The organism is Cellulomonas sp. JH27-2, from assembly GCF_014837175.1.
Lineage (GTDB): Bacteria > Actinomycetota > Actinomycetes > Actinomycetales > Cellulomonadaceae > Cellulomonas.
The window spans coordinates 406,159-421,743 of the sequence record NZ_JACYFR010000001.1; the positions used below are offsets into that span (position 1 = coordinate 406,159).

The 15,585-nt window shown below is 72.2% G+C and carries 13 protein-coding genes; 10 read left to right on the forward strand and 3 right to left on the reverse strand.

Annotated elements, in window-relative coordinates; all coding sequences use genetic code 11:
* Nucleotides 1–221: 221 nt before the first annotated feature.
* Complete coding sequence (locus tag IC607_RS01900) at nt 222–2,807, reverse strand: ATP-dependent Clp protease ATP-binding subunit (protein WP_191785294.1); 2,586 nt, start codon at nt 2,805–2,807, stop codon at nt 222–224.
* A gap of 177 nt (nt 2,808–2,984) precedes the next feature.
* On the opposite strand from IC607_RS01900, the gene IC607_RS01905 reads away from it, so the two are divergent.
* The gene (locus IC607_RS01905) at nt 2,985–3,635 is read left to right on the forward strand and encodes a hypothetical protein (protein WP_191785295.1); all 651 of its coding nucleotides are present in this window, start codon (nt 2,985–2,987) and stop codon (nt 3,633–3,635) included.
* Nucleotides 3,636–3,648: 13 nt separating this feature from the next.
* On the opposite strand, the gene IC607_RS01910 is transcribed toward IC607_RS01905, so the two are convergent.
* Complete coding sequence (locus tag IC607_RS01910; RefSeq protein ID WP_370525952.1) at nt 3,649–4,290, reverse strand: helix-turn-helix domain-containing protein; 642 nt, start codon at nt 4,288–4,290, stop codon at nt 3,649–3,651.
* A gap of 176 nt (nt 4,291–4,466) precedes the next feature.
* Here IC607_RS01910 and IC607_RS01915 point away from each other — a divergent pair, with 176 nt between their 5' ends.
* The 9 genes from IC607_RS01915 (at nt 4,467) to IC607_RS01955 (ending at nt 14,897) form a co-directional block, all read left to right on the forward strand.
* Nucleotides 4,467–6,140 (forward strand): NCS1 family nucleobase:cation symporter-1, encoded by a 1,674-nt coding sequence (locus IC607_RS01915; RefSeq protein ID WP_191785296.1) that lies wholly within the window; start codon nt 4,467–4,469, stop codon nt 6,138–6,140.
* 4 nt (nt 6,141–6,144) lie between these two features.
* Nucleotides 6,145–6,921, forward strand: coding sequence for an aspartate/glutamate racemase family protein (locus IC607_RS01920; RefSeq protein WP_191785297.1), 777 nt, complete (start codon nt 6,145–6,147; stop codon nt 6,919–6,921).
* Nucleotides 6,918–8,258 (forward strand): allantoinase AllB, encoded by a 1,341-nt coding sequence (gene allB / locus IC607_RS01925; RefSeq protein WP_191785298.1) that lies wholly within the window; start codon nt 6,918–6,920, stop codon nt 8,256–8,258. The genes IC607_RS01920 and allB overlap by 4 nt, the downstream gene beginning before the upstream one ends.
* On the forward strand, nt 8,251–8,970 hold the full coding sequence (locus IC607_RS01930; protein WP_370525953.1) for a YoaK family protein: 720 nt from the start codon (nt 8,251–8,253) through the stop codon (nt 8,968–8,970). Before allB ends, IC607_RS01930 begins: the two co-directional genes overlap by 8 nt.
* Nucleotides 8,967–10,067 (forward strand): acetamidase/formamidase family protein, encoded by a 1,101-nt coding sequence (locus tag IC607_RS01935; RefSeq protein ID WP_191785299.1) that lies wholly within the window; start codon nt 8,967–8,969, stop codon nt 10,065–10,067. The genes IC607_RS01930 and IC607_RS01935 overlap by 4 nt, the downstream gene beginning before the upstream one ends.
* The gene (locus IC607_RS01940; RefSeq protein ID WP_191785300.1) at nt 10,064–11,584 is read left to right on the forward strand and encodes an amidase; all 1,521 of its coding nucleotides are present in this window, start codon (nt 10,064–10,066) and stop codon (nt 11,582–11,584) included. The genes IC607_RS01935 and IC607_RS01940 overlap by 4 nt, the downstream gene beginning before the upstream one ends.
* A 23-nt stretch (nt 11,585–11,607) precedes the next feature.
* Nucleotides 11,608–12,831: an alanine--glyoxylate aminotransferase family protein gene (locus IC607_RS01945; protein ID WP_225224289.1), complete on the forward strand. Its 1,224-nt coding sequence runs from the start codon at nt 11,608–11,610 to the stop codon at nt 12,829–12,831.
* Nucleotides 12,832–12,833: 2 nt separating this feature from the next.
* Nucleotides 12,834–14,090: an allantoate amidohydrolase gene (locus IC607_RS01950; RefSeq protein WP_370525954.1), complete on the forward strand. Its 1,257-nt coding sequence runs from the start codon at nt 12,834–12,836 to the stop codon at nt 14,088–14,090.
* 120 nt (nt 14,091–14,210) lie between these two features.
* Complete coding sequence (locus IC607_RS01955; protein ID WP_191785301.1) at nt 14,211–14,897, forward strand: vancomycin high temperature exclusion protein; 687 nt, start codon at nt 14,211–14,213, stop codon at nt 14,895–14,897.
* A 3-nt stretch (nt 14,898–14,900) separates the two neighbouring features.
* Here the strand turns inward: IC607_RS01955 and IC607_RS01960 are convergent, their stop codons facing one another.
* Nucleotides 14,901–15,524 (reverse strand): DedA family protein, encoded by a 624-nt coding sequence (locus tag IC607_RS01960; protein WP_191785302.1) that lies wholly within the window; start codon nt 15,522–15,524, stop codon nt 14,901–14,903.
* Nucleotides 15,525–15,585: the final 61 nt, after the last annotated feature.

The window sequence follows — 15,585 nt, forward strand, 5'->3', positions numbered from 1 at the left end:
TGTCGCCGCTCGCTCGTCGCGCGCGGTGGGCCACTCAGCGGTCCACGGGCGCGATCACCGGATGATCCCGCCCACGCGGGCAGTGCTGCACTGCCTGCGTCCCTCGGTCACTTCTCGCGTGAATCGGTCGGCGACGAGCGGCCATCCGGCTCCGCGTTCCGGCCACGCGGACGCGCGCGAGCCCCGGTCCGCGCTGGACCGGGGCTCGCGGGGTTGTGGACTCAGCCGACCTGGGGCAGGGTCCCCGTGCCGCCGTCACCGGCCGCCGAGATCGGCGGTGCGGCCGGCAGGTCGGTGCCCGAGCCGGGTGTGCCGGACGTGACGCCGGCCCCGACGGGCTCCTTGTGCATGTCGACCTTGGTCACGCCCTTGAACGTGAACTCCCCGAGCAGACCCTCGCCCTCGGCGTCGACCAGCACGAGCTGGCCGGGCTTGAGCTCGCCGAACAGGATCTTCTCGGACAGCGCGTCCTCGATGTCCCGCTGGATGGCGCGGCGCAGCGGCCGGGCACCCAGGACCGGGTCGTAACCCTTCTCCGAGAGCAGCTTCTTGGCCGCGGGCGTGATCTCGATGGCCATGTCCTTGTCGCGCAAACGCTTGTCGAGCTTGGCGATCATCAGGTCGACGATCGCGAAGATCTCCGGCTGCGAGAGCTGCGGGAACACGACCACGTCGTCGACGCGGTTGAGGAACTCGGGACGGAAGTGCGTCTTGAGCTCGTCGTTGACCTTGGCCTTCATGCGCTCGTACGACGTCGACAGGTCGCCGCCGGCCTGGAAGCCGGTCATGACGCCCTTGGCGATGTCCCGCGTGCCGAGGTTGGTGGTCATGATGATCACGGTGTTCTTGAAGTCGATCACGCGACCCTGGCTGTCGGTCAGGCGACCGTCCTCGAGGATCTGCAGGAGCGAGTTGAAGATGTCCGCGTGGGCCTTCTCGACCTCGTCGAACAGGACCACGGAGAACGGCTTGCGCCGCACCTTCTCCGTGAGCTGACCGCCCTCGTCGTACCCGACGTAGCCGGGGGGCGAGCCGAACAGCCGCGAGACGGTGTGCTTCTCCGAGAACTCGGACATGTCGAGCTGGATCAGCGCGTCCTCGTCGCCGAACAGGAACTCCGCGAGCGCCTTGGCGAGCTCGGTCTTCCCGACACCCGTGGGGCCGGCGAAGATGAACGAGCCACCGGGACGCTTCGGGTCCTTGAGCCCGGCGCGCGTACGGCGGATGGCCTGCGAGAGCGCCTTGATGGCGGCGTCCTGGCCGACGACCCGCTTGTGCAGGTTCTCCTCCATGTGGAGCAGACGGCTGGACTCCTCCTCGGTGAGCTTGAACACCGGGATGCCCGTGGCGTTCGCCAGCACCTCGGCGATGAGCTCCTCGTCGACCTCCGCGACGGCGTCGAGGTCGCCGGACTTCCAGGCCTTCTCCTTCTCCAGCCGCTTGAGGCCGAGCTGCTTCTCGGCGTCACGCAGGCGGGCGGCCTTCTCGAAGTCCTGCTCGTCGATCGCCGACTCCTTGTCGCGGCGCGTCTCGGCGATCTGCTCGTCGAGCTCGCGCAGCTCCGGCGGAGCCGTCATGCGACGGATGCGCAGGCGGGCGCCGGCCTCGTCGACCAGGTCGATCGCCTTGTCCGGCAGGTAGCGGTCGTTGACGTACCGGTCGGCCAGCGTGGCGGCGGCGACCAGGGCGGAGTCCGTGATGGACACGCGGTGGTGCGCCTCGTAGCGGTCGCGCAGGCCCTTGAGGATCTCGATCGCGTGCTGCAGGTTCGGCTCGGCCACCTGGATCGGCTGGAAACGGCGCTCCAGGGCCGGGTCCTTCTCGACGTACTTGCGGTACTCGTCGAGCGTGGTGGCACCGATGGTCTGCAGCTCGCCGCGGGCGAGCATCGGCTTGAGGATCGACGCGGCGTCGATCGCACCCTCGGCGGCACCCGCACCCACCAGGGTGTGGATCTCGTCGATGAACAAGATGATGTCGCCGCGCGTGCGGATCTCCTTGAGGACCTTCTTCAGGCGCTCCTCGAAGTCACCGCGGTAGCGGCTGCCGGCCACCAGGGCGCCCAGGTCCAGCGTGTACAGCTGCTTGTCCTTGAGCGTCTCGGGCACGTCGCCGCGCACGATGTCCTGCGCGAGCCCCTCGACGACGGCGGTCTTGCCGACGCCGGGCTCCCCGATCAGGACCGGGTTGTTCTTGGTGCGGCGGGACAGCACCTGCATGACCCGCTCGATCTCCTTCTCGCGCATGATGACCGGGTCGAGCTTGCCGTCCCGGGCCGCCTGCGTGAGGTTGCGACCGAACTGGTCGAGCACGGCGCTGCCCGACGGCTGACCCTCCTGCGGGCCACCGGCGGCCACGGGCTCCTTGCCCTGGTAGCCGGAGACGAGCTGGATGACCTGCTGGCGCACGCGGTTGAGGTCGGCGCCCAGCTTGTTCAGGACCTGGGCGGCGACGCCCTCACCCTCGCGGATCAGGCCGAGCAGGATGTGCTCGGTCCCGATGTAGTTGTGGCCGAGCTGCAGCGCCTCGCGCAGCGACAGCTCCAGCACCTTCTTGGCGCGCGGCGTGAAGGGGATGTGCCCCGACGGCGCCTGCTGGCCCTCGCCGATGATCTCCTGCACCTGCGCGCGCACGGCCTCCAGGGAGATGCCGAGCGACTCGAGCGCCTTGGCCGCGACGCCCTCACCCTCGTGGATCAGACCCAGGAGGATGTGCTCGGTCCCGATGTAGTTGTGGTTGAGCATCCGTGCCTCTTCTTGGGCAAGGACGACCACGCGACGGGCTCGGTCCGTGAATCTCTCGAACATGTGCACTCCTCACGAGCTGCGTGCCTACCGGTTCCGCGCCGGGCGCTGCGGGGTCGATAGGACGGCGTTGTTCGATGCTAACGGCGCCATACCCCCGCAACTGCCCGTGTTCGCCGCAGGCGTGATCCGGCCTCGCCGACATCACCTCCCGCCCCTGTTCTGCCGATACTTCTCAGCGTGAGACCTCTCGTGCGCCAGGGCGCCGCCCACCAGCGGCGGGGGACCGTGGCGTCCATGCCGCTCGCAGCACTCGCCCTGGCGTGCGGGCTGGCGGTCGCGGGCTGCACCGCGGACTCCTCGTCCTCGCGCCCCCGACCGTCGCGATCGGCCGTCAGCAGCTCGACCGCCCCAGCCGTCACACCTGTCGACCACCTGGACGGTGCGACCAGGGCGGTTGTGAGCGGCGTCGGGATCGACGTCCCGGCCGGCTGGCACACGGACTCACCGGCGGGCGGGGCCGCCGAGGTGCTCCGGCTCTTTCCGGCTGGAGCCGCCGACCCGGTCGTCGTCCTGACCGTCGGCAGGAAGACGGGCATCGATGAGGTCGGCGTCGACGGAGCGCTCGACGGTCTCACGCGCGCATGGGGCGGTACCGCTCACGAGCTCCGTCGATCCGGCGTCACGTGGCCTGCCGCTCTCGACCCAGAAGCGGTGACGTTCACCTACGAGGACCTGCGCGGCGCCGACTCGACGTGGCAAGCGATGGCGGTCGCCGGGCACGACGAGGAGAAGACCACCCTGGCTCTGGTTCTCCTGGTGGCGCCCAGCGGCGAGCTGGAGACCTCAGCGGCGCTCGAGGTCGCCGGGACGATCCGCTTCGACGGCTGAGAGCCAGGCCTGCTCACCCGGCGGGGTGGACGATCACCCACGTCGCGACCGTGACGCCGTCGGACTGGTTGCTCAGGCGGTGCGGGGTGCTGCAGGCGTAGGAGACGGTGTCGCCGGCGCGGACGACGACGCGCTCGTCCGGGAAGTCGATGGTCAGCTCGCCGGCGGTCACGGTGCCGATCTCGTAGCCGACGTGCGTGACGAGCTCGGTCTGGCCGCCGCCCGTGGACCCGGGCGGGTAGGTGGACTCGAAGAAGTCGACGTCACGGGACAGACCGGGCGACAGGCGGCGGAAGACGACGCCGCCCTCGAGCCGCACGACGTCCGCCTCGACCGCGCGGCGCACGACGTAGCCGCCGTCCTGCAGCGCTGCGGGCGCGTCCGTCGAGGCGCCGCCGAACACGTCGACGAGGCTCGCGTCGAGCGCCGTGACGAGGGCGAAGAGCCGGTTGACGGAAGGCCGCAGCACGCCGCGCTCGATCTGGGAGACGGCGCTGGCCGAGATACCGAGCCGCGCACCGACCTCGCGCAGCGTCAGGCCCCGCTCTTCGCGCAGCTCGCGCAGTCGCGCCCCCAGCTGCTCCGCGTCGAACGCGTCGAGCAGCCGCCCGGCCTCGTCGTCGAGCGCACCGTGCGCGTCCGGCGTCGTCGTCACGTCGTCCTCCTGCCCGCTCTCGGCGCCTGCAGCCTCGTCGCCACAGGTCGTTTCACGCCTGAAGTCCAAAGTTCACAAACCGGAAACCGCCGCAGGGTTGTGAAGTCATAGATTCACACCCGTTCAGCCATCGCTTCACCACGTCAGCGTACCCACCGCCCAGCGTGAGGATCCCCATGAACCCCGACTACTCGGCCGACGAGCCCGCCGGCACCACCGCCACCTTCCCCGAGCCGCCCGCGAGCGGCGGCGCCGGTCCGGCGGACAGCGAGCTCCCCCACGACATCCTCGAGGCGGCGGGCCTGCCCCCGGGCGCCGGCCTCATCAAGCCGCACTACGACCCGCGCCTCACCAACGAGGACCTCGCGCCGCTGAAGAAGCAGACCTGGTCGTCGTACAACATCTTCGCGTTCTGGATGTCCGACGTGCACAGCGTCGGCGGCTACGTGACGGCTGGCTCGCTCTTCGCGCTCGGCATCGCCAGCTGGCAGGTGCTCGTCTCGCTCGTCGTCGGCATCGTCATCGTGCAGTTCTTCTGCAATCTCGTCGCGAAGCCCAGCCAGAAGACGGCCGTCCCCTACCCCGTCATGAACCGGGCCGTCTTCGGCGTCCTGGGCGCCAACATCCCCGCCGTCATCCGCGGTCTGATCGCGGTGGCCTGGTACGGCGTGCAGACGTTCCTGGCCGGCGAGGCACTCAACATCATCTTCCTCAAGTTCATCCCGAGCTCCGCGAACCTGCTCGAGCACTCGTTCCTGGGGCTGTCCGCCCTCGGCTGGGTCTCCTACGCGATCCTCTGGGTGGCGCAGGCCGCGCTGTTCTGGACCGGCATGGACACCATCCGCAAGTTCATCGACTGGGCCGGCCCGGCCGTCTACGTCGTGATGATCGCCCTGGCGATCTACCTGGTCTCCAAGGCCGGCTGGAGCAACATCTCCCTCAACCTCTCGACCGGGCCCGCCATGACCTTCGGCGCCTCCATCCCCGTCATGCTCGGCGCGATCGCCCTGGTGGTGTCCTACTTCTCCGGACCCATGCTCAACTTCGGCGACTTCGCCCGGTACGGCGCGAGCTTCAAGAAGGTGAAGAAGGGCAACTTCCTGGGTCTGCCCGTCAACTTCCTGTTCTTCTCGCTGCTCACCGTCATCTGCGCGTCGGCCACCGTCCCGGTGTTCGGCGAGCTCATCACCGACCCGATCAAGACCGTCCAGGCCATCGACACCCCGTTCGCGGTGCTGCTGGGCGGCCTGACGTTCGTCACGGCGACCGTCGGCATCAACATCGTCGCCAACTTCATCTCCCCCGCGTTCGACTTCTCCAACGTCTCCCCGCAGCGCATCAGCTGGCGGATGGGCGGCATGATCGCCGCCGTCGGCTCCGTCGTCCTGATGCCGTGGAAGTGGTACGCGAACGACGACGCCATCCACTACACGCTCGGCGTGCTGGGCGCGCTCATCGGCCCACTGTTCGGCATCCTCATCGCCGGCTACTACGTGGTGGGCAAGCAGCGCGTGCGGGTCGACGACATGTTCTCGATGTCCACGAAGGGCAAGTACTGGTTCACGGGCGGGTACAACCGCAACGGCGTCGCCACGGTGATCGTCGCGGGGCTCGTGTCCGTCGCCTGCGCGGTGCTGCCCAAGACGTTCGCCGACATGGGGGCGTTCGACGTCACCGAGATCTCGCAGTACAGCTGGTTCATCGGCTGCGCGCTCGGGTTCGCCATCTTCACGTTCCTCGAGCGCCGCAACCCGCAGATCCCGCTGCTCGACGCCGACGACCCGCACGTCTCCGACGGCACCGTCGAGGCCCGCACGGGCACCGCGGTGGTAGGCGAGGAAGTGGCCTGACCCGATGCGCATCCGGGTCATCAACCCCAACACCACCCGGGCGATGACCGACCTCATCGGTCGGTCCGCCCGGGTGGTGGCGTCACCGGGCGTCCTGGTGGACGCCGTCCAGCCGACGATGGGACCGGCCTCCATCGAGAGCCACTACGAGGAGGCGCTGGCCGTCCCCGGCATCCTCGAACAGGTGGCGCTCGGCGAGGCCGAGGGCGTCGACGGATACGTCGTCGCCTGCTTCGGCGACCCGGGCCTGGACGCGGCGCGTGAGCTGGCGTCCGGGCCGGTGCTCGGGATCGCCGAGGCGGCGATGCACGCCGCGTCGCTCGTCGCGCGGCGCTTCGGGATCGTCACGACGCTGGACCGCACGCGCGGGCGGGCGCATGAGCTCGTCGCGCGGTACGGCTTCGCGGACGCCTGCGTCGAGGTCCGGGCGTGCGAGATCCCCGTGCTGGACCTGGAGCACGACCCGGACGTGCTCGCGCGCGTGGTCGCCGAGTCGCGCGCGGTGGTCGAGCAGGGCGCCGAAGCCGTCGTGCTGGGGTGCGCGGGCATGACGGCGCTGTGCCGGTCGGTGTCCGACGAGGTCGGCGTGCCCGTCGTCGACGGTGTGACCGCCGCCGTGCTGCTGGCGCAGTCGCTGGTCGCCATGGGCTTGCGCCCGTCGGCGCGCGGCGAGTACGCACCCCCGCCCGCCAAGCCCATGACCGGCCTGCTCGCAGGTTTCGAGATCATGTCCGCCACGAAACACGACGCGCCATTTGGCGTTGTACGTTCGCCCGCATGACAGTGGTGCGCGCGGCACGCGTATGGATCGGCGGGGCGTTCGGCCCCGCCCAGGTGCGGGTCGACGAGGGGGTCGTGGTCGCGGTCGCCGCGTACGACGCACCGCTGTGGCCCGACGACGAGGTCATCACGCTCGCCGACGACGAGGTCCTGCTCCCCGGGCTCGTCGACTCGCACGTGCACGTCAACGAGCCCGGCCGCACGCACTGGGAGGGCTTCGCGTCGGCCACGCGGGCCGCGGCGGTCGCGGGCGTCACGACGATCGTCGACATGCCGCTCAACTCGATCCCGCCCACGACGACGCCCGACGCGCTGGCCGCCAAGCTGGCCGCGACGCAGGGCAAGCTCAGCGTGGACGTCGCCTTCTGGGGCGGCGCCGTGCCGGAGAACCTGGGCGCCCTGGGGCCGCTGCACGCCGCCGGCGTGCGGGGCTTCAAGGCGTTCCTGGCGCCGTCGGGGGTCGACGAGTTCGGCCACCTGGACGCCGAGCAGCTGCGCGCCGCGCTCGCGGAGGTCGCCGCGCTGGGCTCCGTGCTCATCGTGCACGCCGAGGACCCGTCGCACCTGCACGGTTCCGGCCCGCTGGGGTCGCGGTACGACGACTTCGTCGCGAGCCGCCCGCCCGTCAGCGAGCGCGAGGCCGTCGCGCGCGTCATCGACGGCGTCCGCGAGACCGGCGCCCGCGCGCACATCCTGCACGTGTCCGCCGCCGACAGCCTGGACCTGGTGCGCGCAGCCCGCGCCGAAGGGCTGCCACTGACCGTCGAGACGTGCCCGCACTATCTGACGCTGAGCGCCGACGACGTGCCCGCGGGGGCCACCCAGTACAAGTGCTGCCCGCCCATCCGCGACTCCGCCAACCAGGACCTGCTGTGGGAGGCGGTGCTCGACGGGACCGTCGACGCGGTCGTGTCCGACCACTCCCCCGCCACCGAGGACGTCAAGAACGTCGACGACGACTTCGGGCTCTCGTGGGGCGGCATCGCCGGTCTGCAGCTCGGGTTCTCGGCGACGTGGACCGCGGCACGGGCCAGGGGAATCACGCTGGACGCGCTGCTCCCGCTCTTCACGACCGGCCCGGCCCGCGTCGCAGGCTTGTCCGCCGGCGTCATCGAGCCCGGCGCCCCCGCGCACCTCGTGGCGTTCGCGCCCGACGACGAGCACGTGGTGGACCGCCACCGCCTGGAGCACCGCAACCCCGTCTCGCCGTACCACGGGGCCCGGCTGCGCGGCGTGGCCCGCACGGTGTGGCTGCACGGCGAGGCCGTCGTCGTCGACGGCGCGGTCGCCCACCCCGGCACCGGCCGGGCTCTCCTGCCGGAGGTGGCCAGTGTCTGAGACCCCGAGTCGCGCGTCCATCGCCACCTGGGACCCCGGGCAGCGCCACCTGGTGCTGATGCTCGCTCTCACCTTCACCACGGGCATCGTCGACGCCGTCGGCTACCTGGGCCTGGACCGCGTCTTCACCGCCAACATGACCGGCAACGTCGTCATCCTGGGGATGGCGATCGCCGGCGGCGACGGGCTGCCGATCCTGGGCCCGACGCTCGCGCTCGCCGGGTTCCTGGCGGGCGCCGCGATCGGCGGCCGCGTCCTGCGCACCGCCCCACCCGACTGGTCGAACCGGACCAGCGGCACGTTCATGGCGACAGGTGTCCTGGCCACCGCACTGGGGATCGCGGCCGTGATCGTTCCACCGCACGCCGGTGAGGCGTGGGCGCTGGTGGTCACCGTGCTGCTGGCCGTGGCGATGGGCCTGCAGGCCGCGACCGCACGTCGGCTCGCCGTCAAGGACGTGACGACGGTCGTCGTGACGTCGACGTTGACGGGTCTGGCCGCCGACTCGCGGCTGGCCGGCGGCGACGGGTCCAACTGGGCGCGCCGGGCGCTCGCGGTGGCGCTGATCCTCGTGGGAGCCGGCGTCGGGGCGCTCCTGCTCCGTGCGGGCGGCCAGCGAGGCGTCGGGGTCGGGATGCTGGTGGCGGGCGTGCTCGCGATCGCGGTCTCCGCGCTCGGGCACCGCCACCGCGACGAGCGGAGGGACGCATGACCGTGGTCCCGACCCTGCACCAGGGGATGCACGTGCGGCCCGACGAGACCTACCTGGCCTCCACGCCCGACACAGTCCTGTGGGGACGCCTCCCGTGCGCGGCCGACGAGCCCGTCCTGCGCATCGCGTCCGGCACCCACGTCACGATCGACACCGTCAGCCACGAGGGTCTGCTGGCCGACCAGGGCAGCGACCCGCTCGCATTCTTCGGCGGTCACGGCGTCGCGCCCGACGACGTCCTCGACGACGCGATCGCGATCGCGCGCGAGCTGACCCGTGACCCCGCGGACGGCCCGCACGTCGTCACGGGACCCATCCACGTCGAGGGCGCGGCGCCCGGCGACCTGCTGGCGATCACGGTCCTGTCGACCACCCCGCGCGTCCCGTACGGCGTCATCTCCAACCGCCACGGCCGCGGTGCGCTGCCCGACGAGCTGCCGCGCGGCGGCGAGACGGTCAGTGTCTTCACGCCCGTGGCCGAGGGGCCGGACGGCCTCGTCGGAACCCTGCCCGTCGTCGAGGGCGGCGACCGCCTCGTCGAGTTCCCGCTCGCACCGTTCCTGGGGATCATGGGCGTCGCGGTGGCGGGCGACGAGCGTCCCCACTCGGTGCCGCCCGGCGCGCACGGCGGCAACATCGACATCAACCTGCTCCAGGTGGGAGCCACGCTCTACCTGCCGGTCCAGGTGCCGGGTGCCCTGGCGTACGTCGGCGATCCGCACTTCGCCCAGGGCGACGGCGAGGTCGCACTGACCGCCCTCGAGGCGTCGCTGCGGGTCACGCTGAGGTTCGACGTGGTCTCGCGCAACCGAGCGCTCGCGGAGCTCGGCGACCTGACCGGCCCCCTGGTCCGCACCGACGACTACCTGATCCCCACCGGGATGGACCCGGACCTCGACGAGGCGATGCGCTGCTGCGTGCGCGCCGCGATCGCGCTGATCCGAGCCCGCTGGGGGCTCGACGAGCATCTGGCCTACGCGTACCTGTCGGCCGCGACCGACTTCGACATCAGCCAGGTCGTCGACCAGGTCTGCGGTGTGCACGCGCGCATCCGGGTCGCGGACTTCGACGGGGTGCCGCGGGAGGCTCGGCGATGATCCCTCCCGACCTGCAGGCGGCGTTCGAGGCGTACGAGCGCGCGATCGGCGAGAACGACCTGGCGATCCTCGACGACTCGTTCGCGCCCGGCCCGGACACGCTGCGCGGCGACGCCGCCGGCCTGCTCGTCGGGCACGACGCGATCAGCTCCTTCCGGGGGGCGCGCGGCGGCGTGGCCCCCCGCGTGCTGGACCGCGTGGAGTCGCGGCGCCTGGCCGACGACTGCTGGCTGCTGGTCGCCACGTCGCGCTACGTCGGCGGCGGGACGGGCCTGCAGACGCAGGTGTGGCAGCGTGCCGACGACCGGTGGCGGATCGTCGCCGCGCACGTCACCGGCCGCACGCCGTCGTTCGACCGGACGCTGTGGCGGACGGTCGGGGACCCGCTCTACCAGGGCGCGTTCGAGGGGCCGCTCGCTGGTCTGCGCGTGGCCGTGAAGGACCTGTTCGCGGTCAAGGGCTATCGGATCGGCGCAGGCAACCCGACGTGGCTGCGCGACGCCCGGCCCGAGCGGGCCCACGCCCCGGCGGTCCGGGACCTCCTCTACGGCGGCGCGTCCGTGCGCGGCATCGCGCGAACCGACGAGTTCGCGTACTCGATCGCCGGCACCAACGCGCACTACGGCACCCCGCCCAACGGCGCGGTCCCGCACGGGCTGCCCGGGGGGTCGTCGAGCGGACCCGCGAGCGCGGTGGCGACCGGCCAGGCGGACGTCGCGCTGGCCAGCGACACCGCCGGTTCCATCCGCGTGCCCGCGTCGTACCAGGGTCTGTGGGGGCTGCGGACCACGCACGGGCTCGTGCCACGGCAGGGGATGCTGCCGCTCGCGCCGTCCTTCGACACGGTCGGCTGGCTGACGCGTGACGGCGCGACGCTGGAGGCGGTCGCGGCGTGGTGTCTCGACGCTCCCGACGACCAGCCGGTGCCGCTGGGTGGCCGTCTGCTGGTCCCGAGCGAGGCGCTGGACGCGTGCCAGCCGGCGACCCGCGCGGCGTTCGAGGAGTGGGCCGCGCTGCGCGACGTTCAGCCGGTGTCCGTCGGCGCGCTCGACGACTGGTTCGAGGCGTTCCGCACCGTCCAGGGCGCCGAGGCGTGGCGCGCGAACGGCACCTGGCTCGAGGCGCACCCCGACGCCCTGGGCGCCGACGTGGCCGCGCGGTTCGCGCTCGCCCGCGCGGTGACCGACGAGCAGGAGGCTGCCGCCCGCGAGCGCTGCCGCGCCCTGGCGACCACCGTGCGCACCCTCGCCGGCGACGCCGTCCTCGTCCTGCCCACCACTCCCGGGCCCGCACCGTCGCGCACAGCGAGCGCCGACGAGCTCGACGACGTCCGCGCCGCGACGCTGCGGATGACGGCGCTCGCCGGCATCGGCGGCCTGCCCGCCCTGTCCGTACCAGCCCTGTACGTCGAGTCCCCCCTCGGCGCGGCGCCGGTCGGCGTCTGCCTCGTCGGCCCGCGCGGGGCCGACCTCACGCTGGTCCGCCTGGGCCGACGCCTGGCCGGTGAGATCGCATGACCCCAGAACCGCCGAGGAGCACCATGCCGTCGTCCATCGACCTGCCCGTCGACCCGCCCGCCCGCCTGCTCATGGGCCCGGGCCCGGTCAACGCCGACCCGCGCGTGCTGCGCGCCCTGTCGACGCCGCTCGTCGGCCAGTACGACCCGGCGATGACGGGCTACATGACCGAGACGATGGCGCTGTACCGAGAGGTCTTCGCGACGAGCAACGAGGCGACGGTGCTCGTCGACGGCACGTCCCGCGCGGGCATCGAGGCGGCGATCGTCTCGCTCGTCCGGCCGGGGCAGCGCGTGCTCGTGCCAGTGTTCGGCCGGTTCGGGCACCTGCTGGCGGAGATCGCGCTGCGCGCGCAGGCCGACGTGCACACCATCGAGGTGCCGTGGGGGCAGGTGTTCACGCCCGCCGCGATCGAGGAGGCGATCGTCCGCGTGAAGCCGCACCTGCTGGCGATCGTCCAGGGCGACACGTCGACCACCATGAACCAGCCGCTCGACGAGCTGGGCGCGATCTGCGAGCGCCACGGCGTCCTGCTCTACACGGACGCCACGGCGTCGTTGGGCGGTAACGCGTTCGAGATGGACGCGTGGGGCCTGGACGCGGCGACCGCCGGGCTGCAGAAGTGCCTGTCGGGGCCGTCGGGCAGCGCACCCATCAGCCTGTCGGAGCGCGCCGTCGAGGTGATCCGCAGCCGCACGCGTATCGAGGCGGGCATCCGCGAGGAGTCCGACGAGGACACGGGCGAGCCCATCGCGTCCAACTACTTCGACCTCGGCATGATCCTCGACTACTGGGGGCCGCGGCGGCTCAACCACCACACCGAGGCGACGAGCATGCTCTACGCGGCGCGCGAGTGCGCGCGCGTGATCGTGGCGGAGGGGCGTCAGGCGGTCATCGACCGTCACGCCCGCGCGGGCGCCGCGATGCTGGCGGGTGTGCAGGGCCTGGGTCTCACGGTCTTCGGCGACGTCGCGCACAAGATGAACAACGTGGTGGCCGTCGAGATCCCGGCGGGCGTGGACGGCGACGGTGCGCGCGGTGCCATGCTGCGCGACTTCGGCATCGAGATCGGCACGTCGTTCGGGCCCCTGCACGGCCGCGTGTGGCGGATCGGGACCATGGGCGTCAACGCACGGTTCGACACCGTCCTGACCACGCTCGCCGCGCTCGAGCAGGTGCTGCGCCGCGCCGGCGTGCGCGTCCCTGCAGGTGGCGGCGTCGACGCGGCCTACGAGTCGTGGGGCTGAGCGTGCAGCCCGACCCCGCCGCCCTGCACGCCGCCGCCGTGCGGATCATGGCGCGCTGCGACGAGCTGGCCCGGTACTCGTCGCTGGCCACCGGCATCGAGCGCGTCTACCTGTCCCCCGAGCACGCGCGCGTGAACCGCGTCGCGGCCCGCTGGATGCGCGAGGTGGGCCTGGACACCTGGCAGGACGAGGCCGGCAACCAGTGCGGCCACCTGCCGGGCCGTGACCCCGACGCGCCGTCGCTGCTGCTCGGCTCGCACCTGGACACCGTCCGCGACGCGGGCCGGTTCGACGGGATCCTGGGCGTGCTCATGGCGATCGAGGTGGTGCGCGCGCTGGGGCCGCGCTGGCGGACCGCGCCGATCGGGCTGGACGTCGTCGCGTTCTGGGACGAGGAGGGCGCACGCTTCGGCACCGCGCTGCTCGGCTCGTCCGCGATGGCGGGGCTGTGGAAGCCGGAGTGGTGGGACCTGACCGACGAGCACGGCACGACGCTGCGCACCGCCTTCCACGAGTTCGGGCTGGACCCGGGCCGCATCGGCGCCGCGGCACGACCGGCGCACACGCTCGCCGGCTACCTCGAGGCGCACATCGAGCAGGGCCCGGACCTGGACCGTGGCAACGCGCCGCTCGGCGTCGTGACGTCCATCGCGAGCGCCCGCCGCTTCGCCGTGACCATCGAGGGCGAGGCCCGGCACGCCGGCGGCACCCGGTACGAGGACCGCCGCGACGCGCTGCTCGGCGCCAGCGAGGTGGCCCTCGCGGTCGAGCGCCTGTGCCGCGCGCAGCACCACATCGTCGGGACCGTCGGGCGCCTGGAGACCTTCCCGGGTGCCGTCAACGTGGTCCCGGGCGAGGCCCGGCTCACCGTGGACCTGCGCGGCGAGCACGACGACCACCGCGACCGCGTCTGGCGCGACATCTCCACCGAGCTCGACCAGATCGCGGGCCGCCGCGGCCTGCGCTGGTCCGCGACCGAGCTGCACGAGGCCCCCGCCGTCTGGTGCGACGGGCTGCTCCAGGACGTCGTCCGCGCCGGCATCGAGGACACGGGCGCGCGCGACGTCCCGACGATGTTCAGCCGCGCGGGCCACGACGCGATGGCGATCGGCGCGGTCACGGGCGTCGGCATGCTGTTCCTGCGCAACCCCGACGGCATCTCCCACCACCCGGCGGAGTCGGTCAGCCTGGCGGACGTGGAAACAGGCCTCACCGCCCTGACGGCAACGGTGGAGCACCTGGCCCGCGAGGCAGCCTGACGCTCGCGTGCTGCGAAACACGCGCATAGCGCGAGGAACGCAGCACACGGACGCGGATCTCCACAGAACGTCCCCGCGGGATCGGCACCGCCGCCCGGGCGTCGGCCCTAGCCTTCGAGCATGTCCGACGATGCGACGGCGGGCCGCCCTCGGCGGCGACGGGTGCGACTTCTCGTCGGCGCGCTCGTCGTCGTGCTGCTGCTGGCGCTGCCGCTGCTCGTCGTGCAGGGCGTGGGGCGCGCTCACGAACGCGCGCTCGCCGACGTCCCCGACCACACGGTCGCGCTGGTGCTGGGCGCCGGGCTGCACCCGGACGGCACACCGTCGACGTACCTGGCCCGCCGCCTCGATGCCGCGAAGACCCTGTACGACCAGGGCACGGTCAAGGCGATCCTGGTCAGCGGCGACAACTCGACGGTCACGCACGACGAGCCGACGGCCATGCGCGACTACCTCGTCGAGCACGGCGTCCCGTCGGACGCGATCGTGCTGGACTACGCCGGCTTCGACACCCACGACTCGTGCGTGCGGGCGCACAAGATCTTCGGCGTCGACGACGCGGTGGTCATCAGCCAGACCTACCACGTGCCGCGGGCGGCGTTCTCGTGCACGGCGGCGGGGATCAACACGACAGGCGTGGCCGTCTCGGCGTCGAGCGTCACACCGACGCAGGCCGTGCTGTGGCGGGTCCGCGAGATCCCCGCGTCGTACAAAGCCGCGTGGGACGCGCTCGTCGGGCGCGACCCCGTGCACCTGGGCAAGCAGGAGACGGGCGTCCGCGACGCGCTCGCCGGTGCGGGCGAGTAAGGGTCAGACGTCAGCTTCGCGCGCTCGCTCGCGGCGGCGTCGGATCCACCAGACGGCCAGGGCGACGAGCGCGATGACGCCGACCAGGATCGGTGCCCCGCGGCCCAGCCAGTGCTCGACCTTCTCGTACGACGCCCCCGCCAGGTACCCGACGAGCACCACGACGGTTCCCCAGACGATCCCGCCGACCGCGTTGAACGGCAGGAACACCCGGTACGGCATGCGCGCGACACCGGCGAGCGCCGGCATCACGGCCCGGAAGAAGGCGACCCAGCGGCCCAGCAGCACCGCCCAGCCGCCTCGTCGGGCGAGGAAGTCCTGGGCGTCGCCCACCCGGTCCGCATGGTTGGCGAGGAACTTCGCCTCCAGGACCCGCGGCCCCAGGTGCTTGCCGACCTCGTAGCCCACGGAGTCGCCGATGATCGCGGCGAGGATCACGACGACGAGCACCGCCGTCAGCGACACGTGCCCGCGGTTGGCGGCGACGCCGCCCAGGATCGCGAGCGTCTCACCGGGCAGCACGAAGCCGACGAACAGCGCGTCCTCGGCGAACACCACCGCGCCGACCACCAGCAGGACGGTCCACGACGGCGCGTCCAGCACGCGCTCGAGGACGTCGCTCAGCATGGGTTCAGTGTGCGGGATCACCGGGGCCGGATCCCAACGGGGCGGCTGAGACGATGGTCTC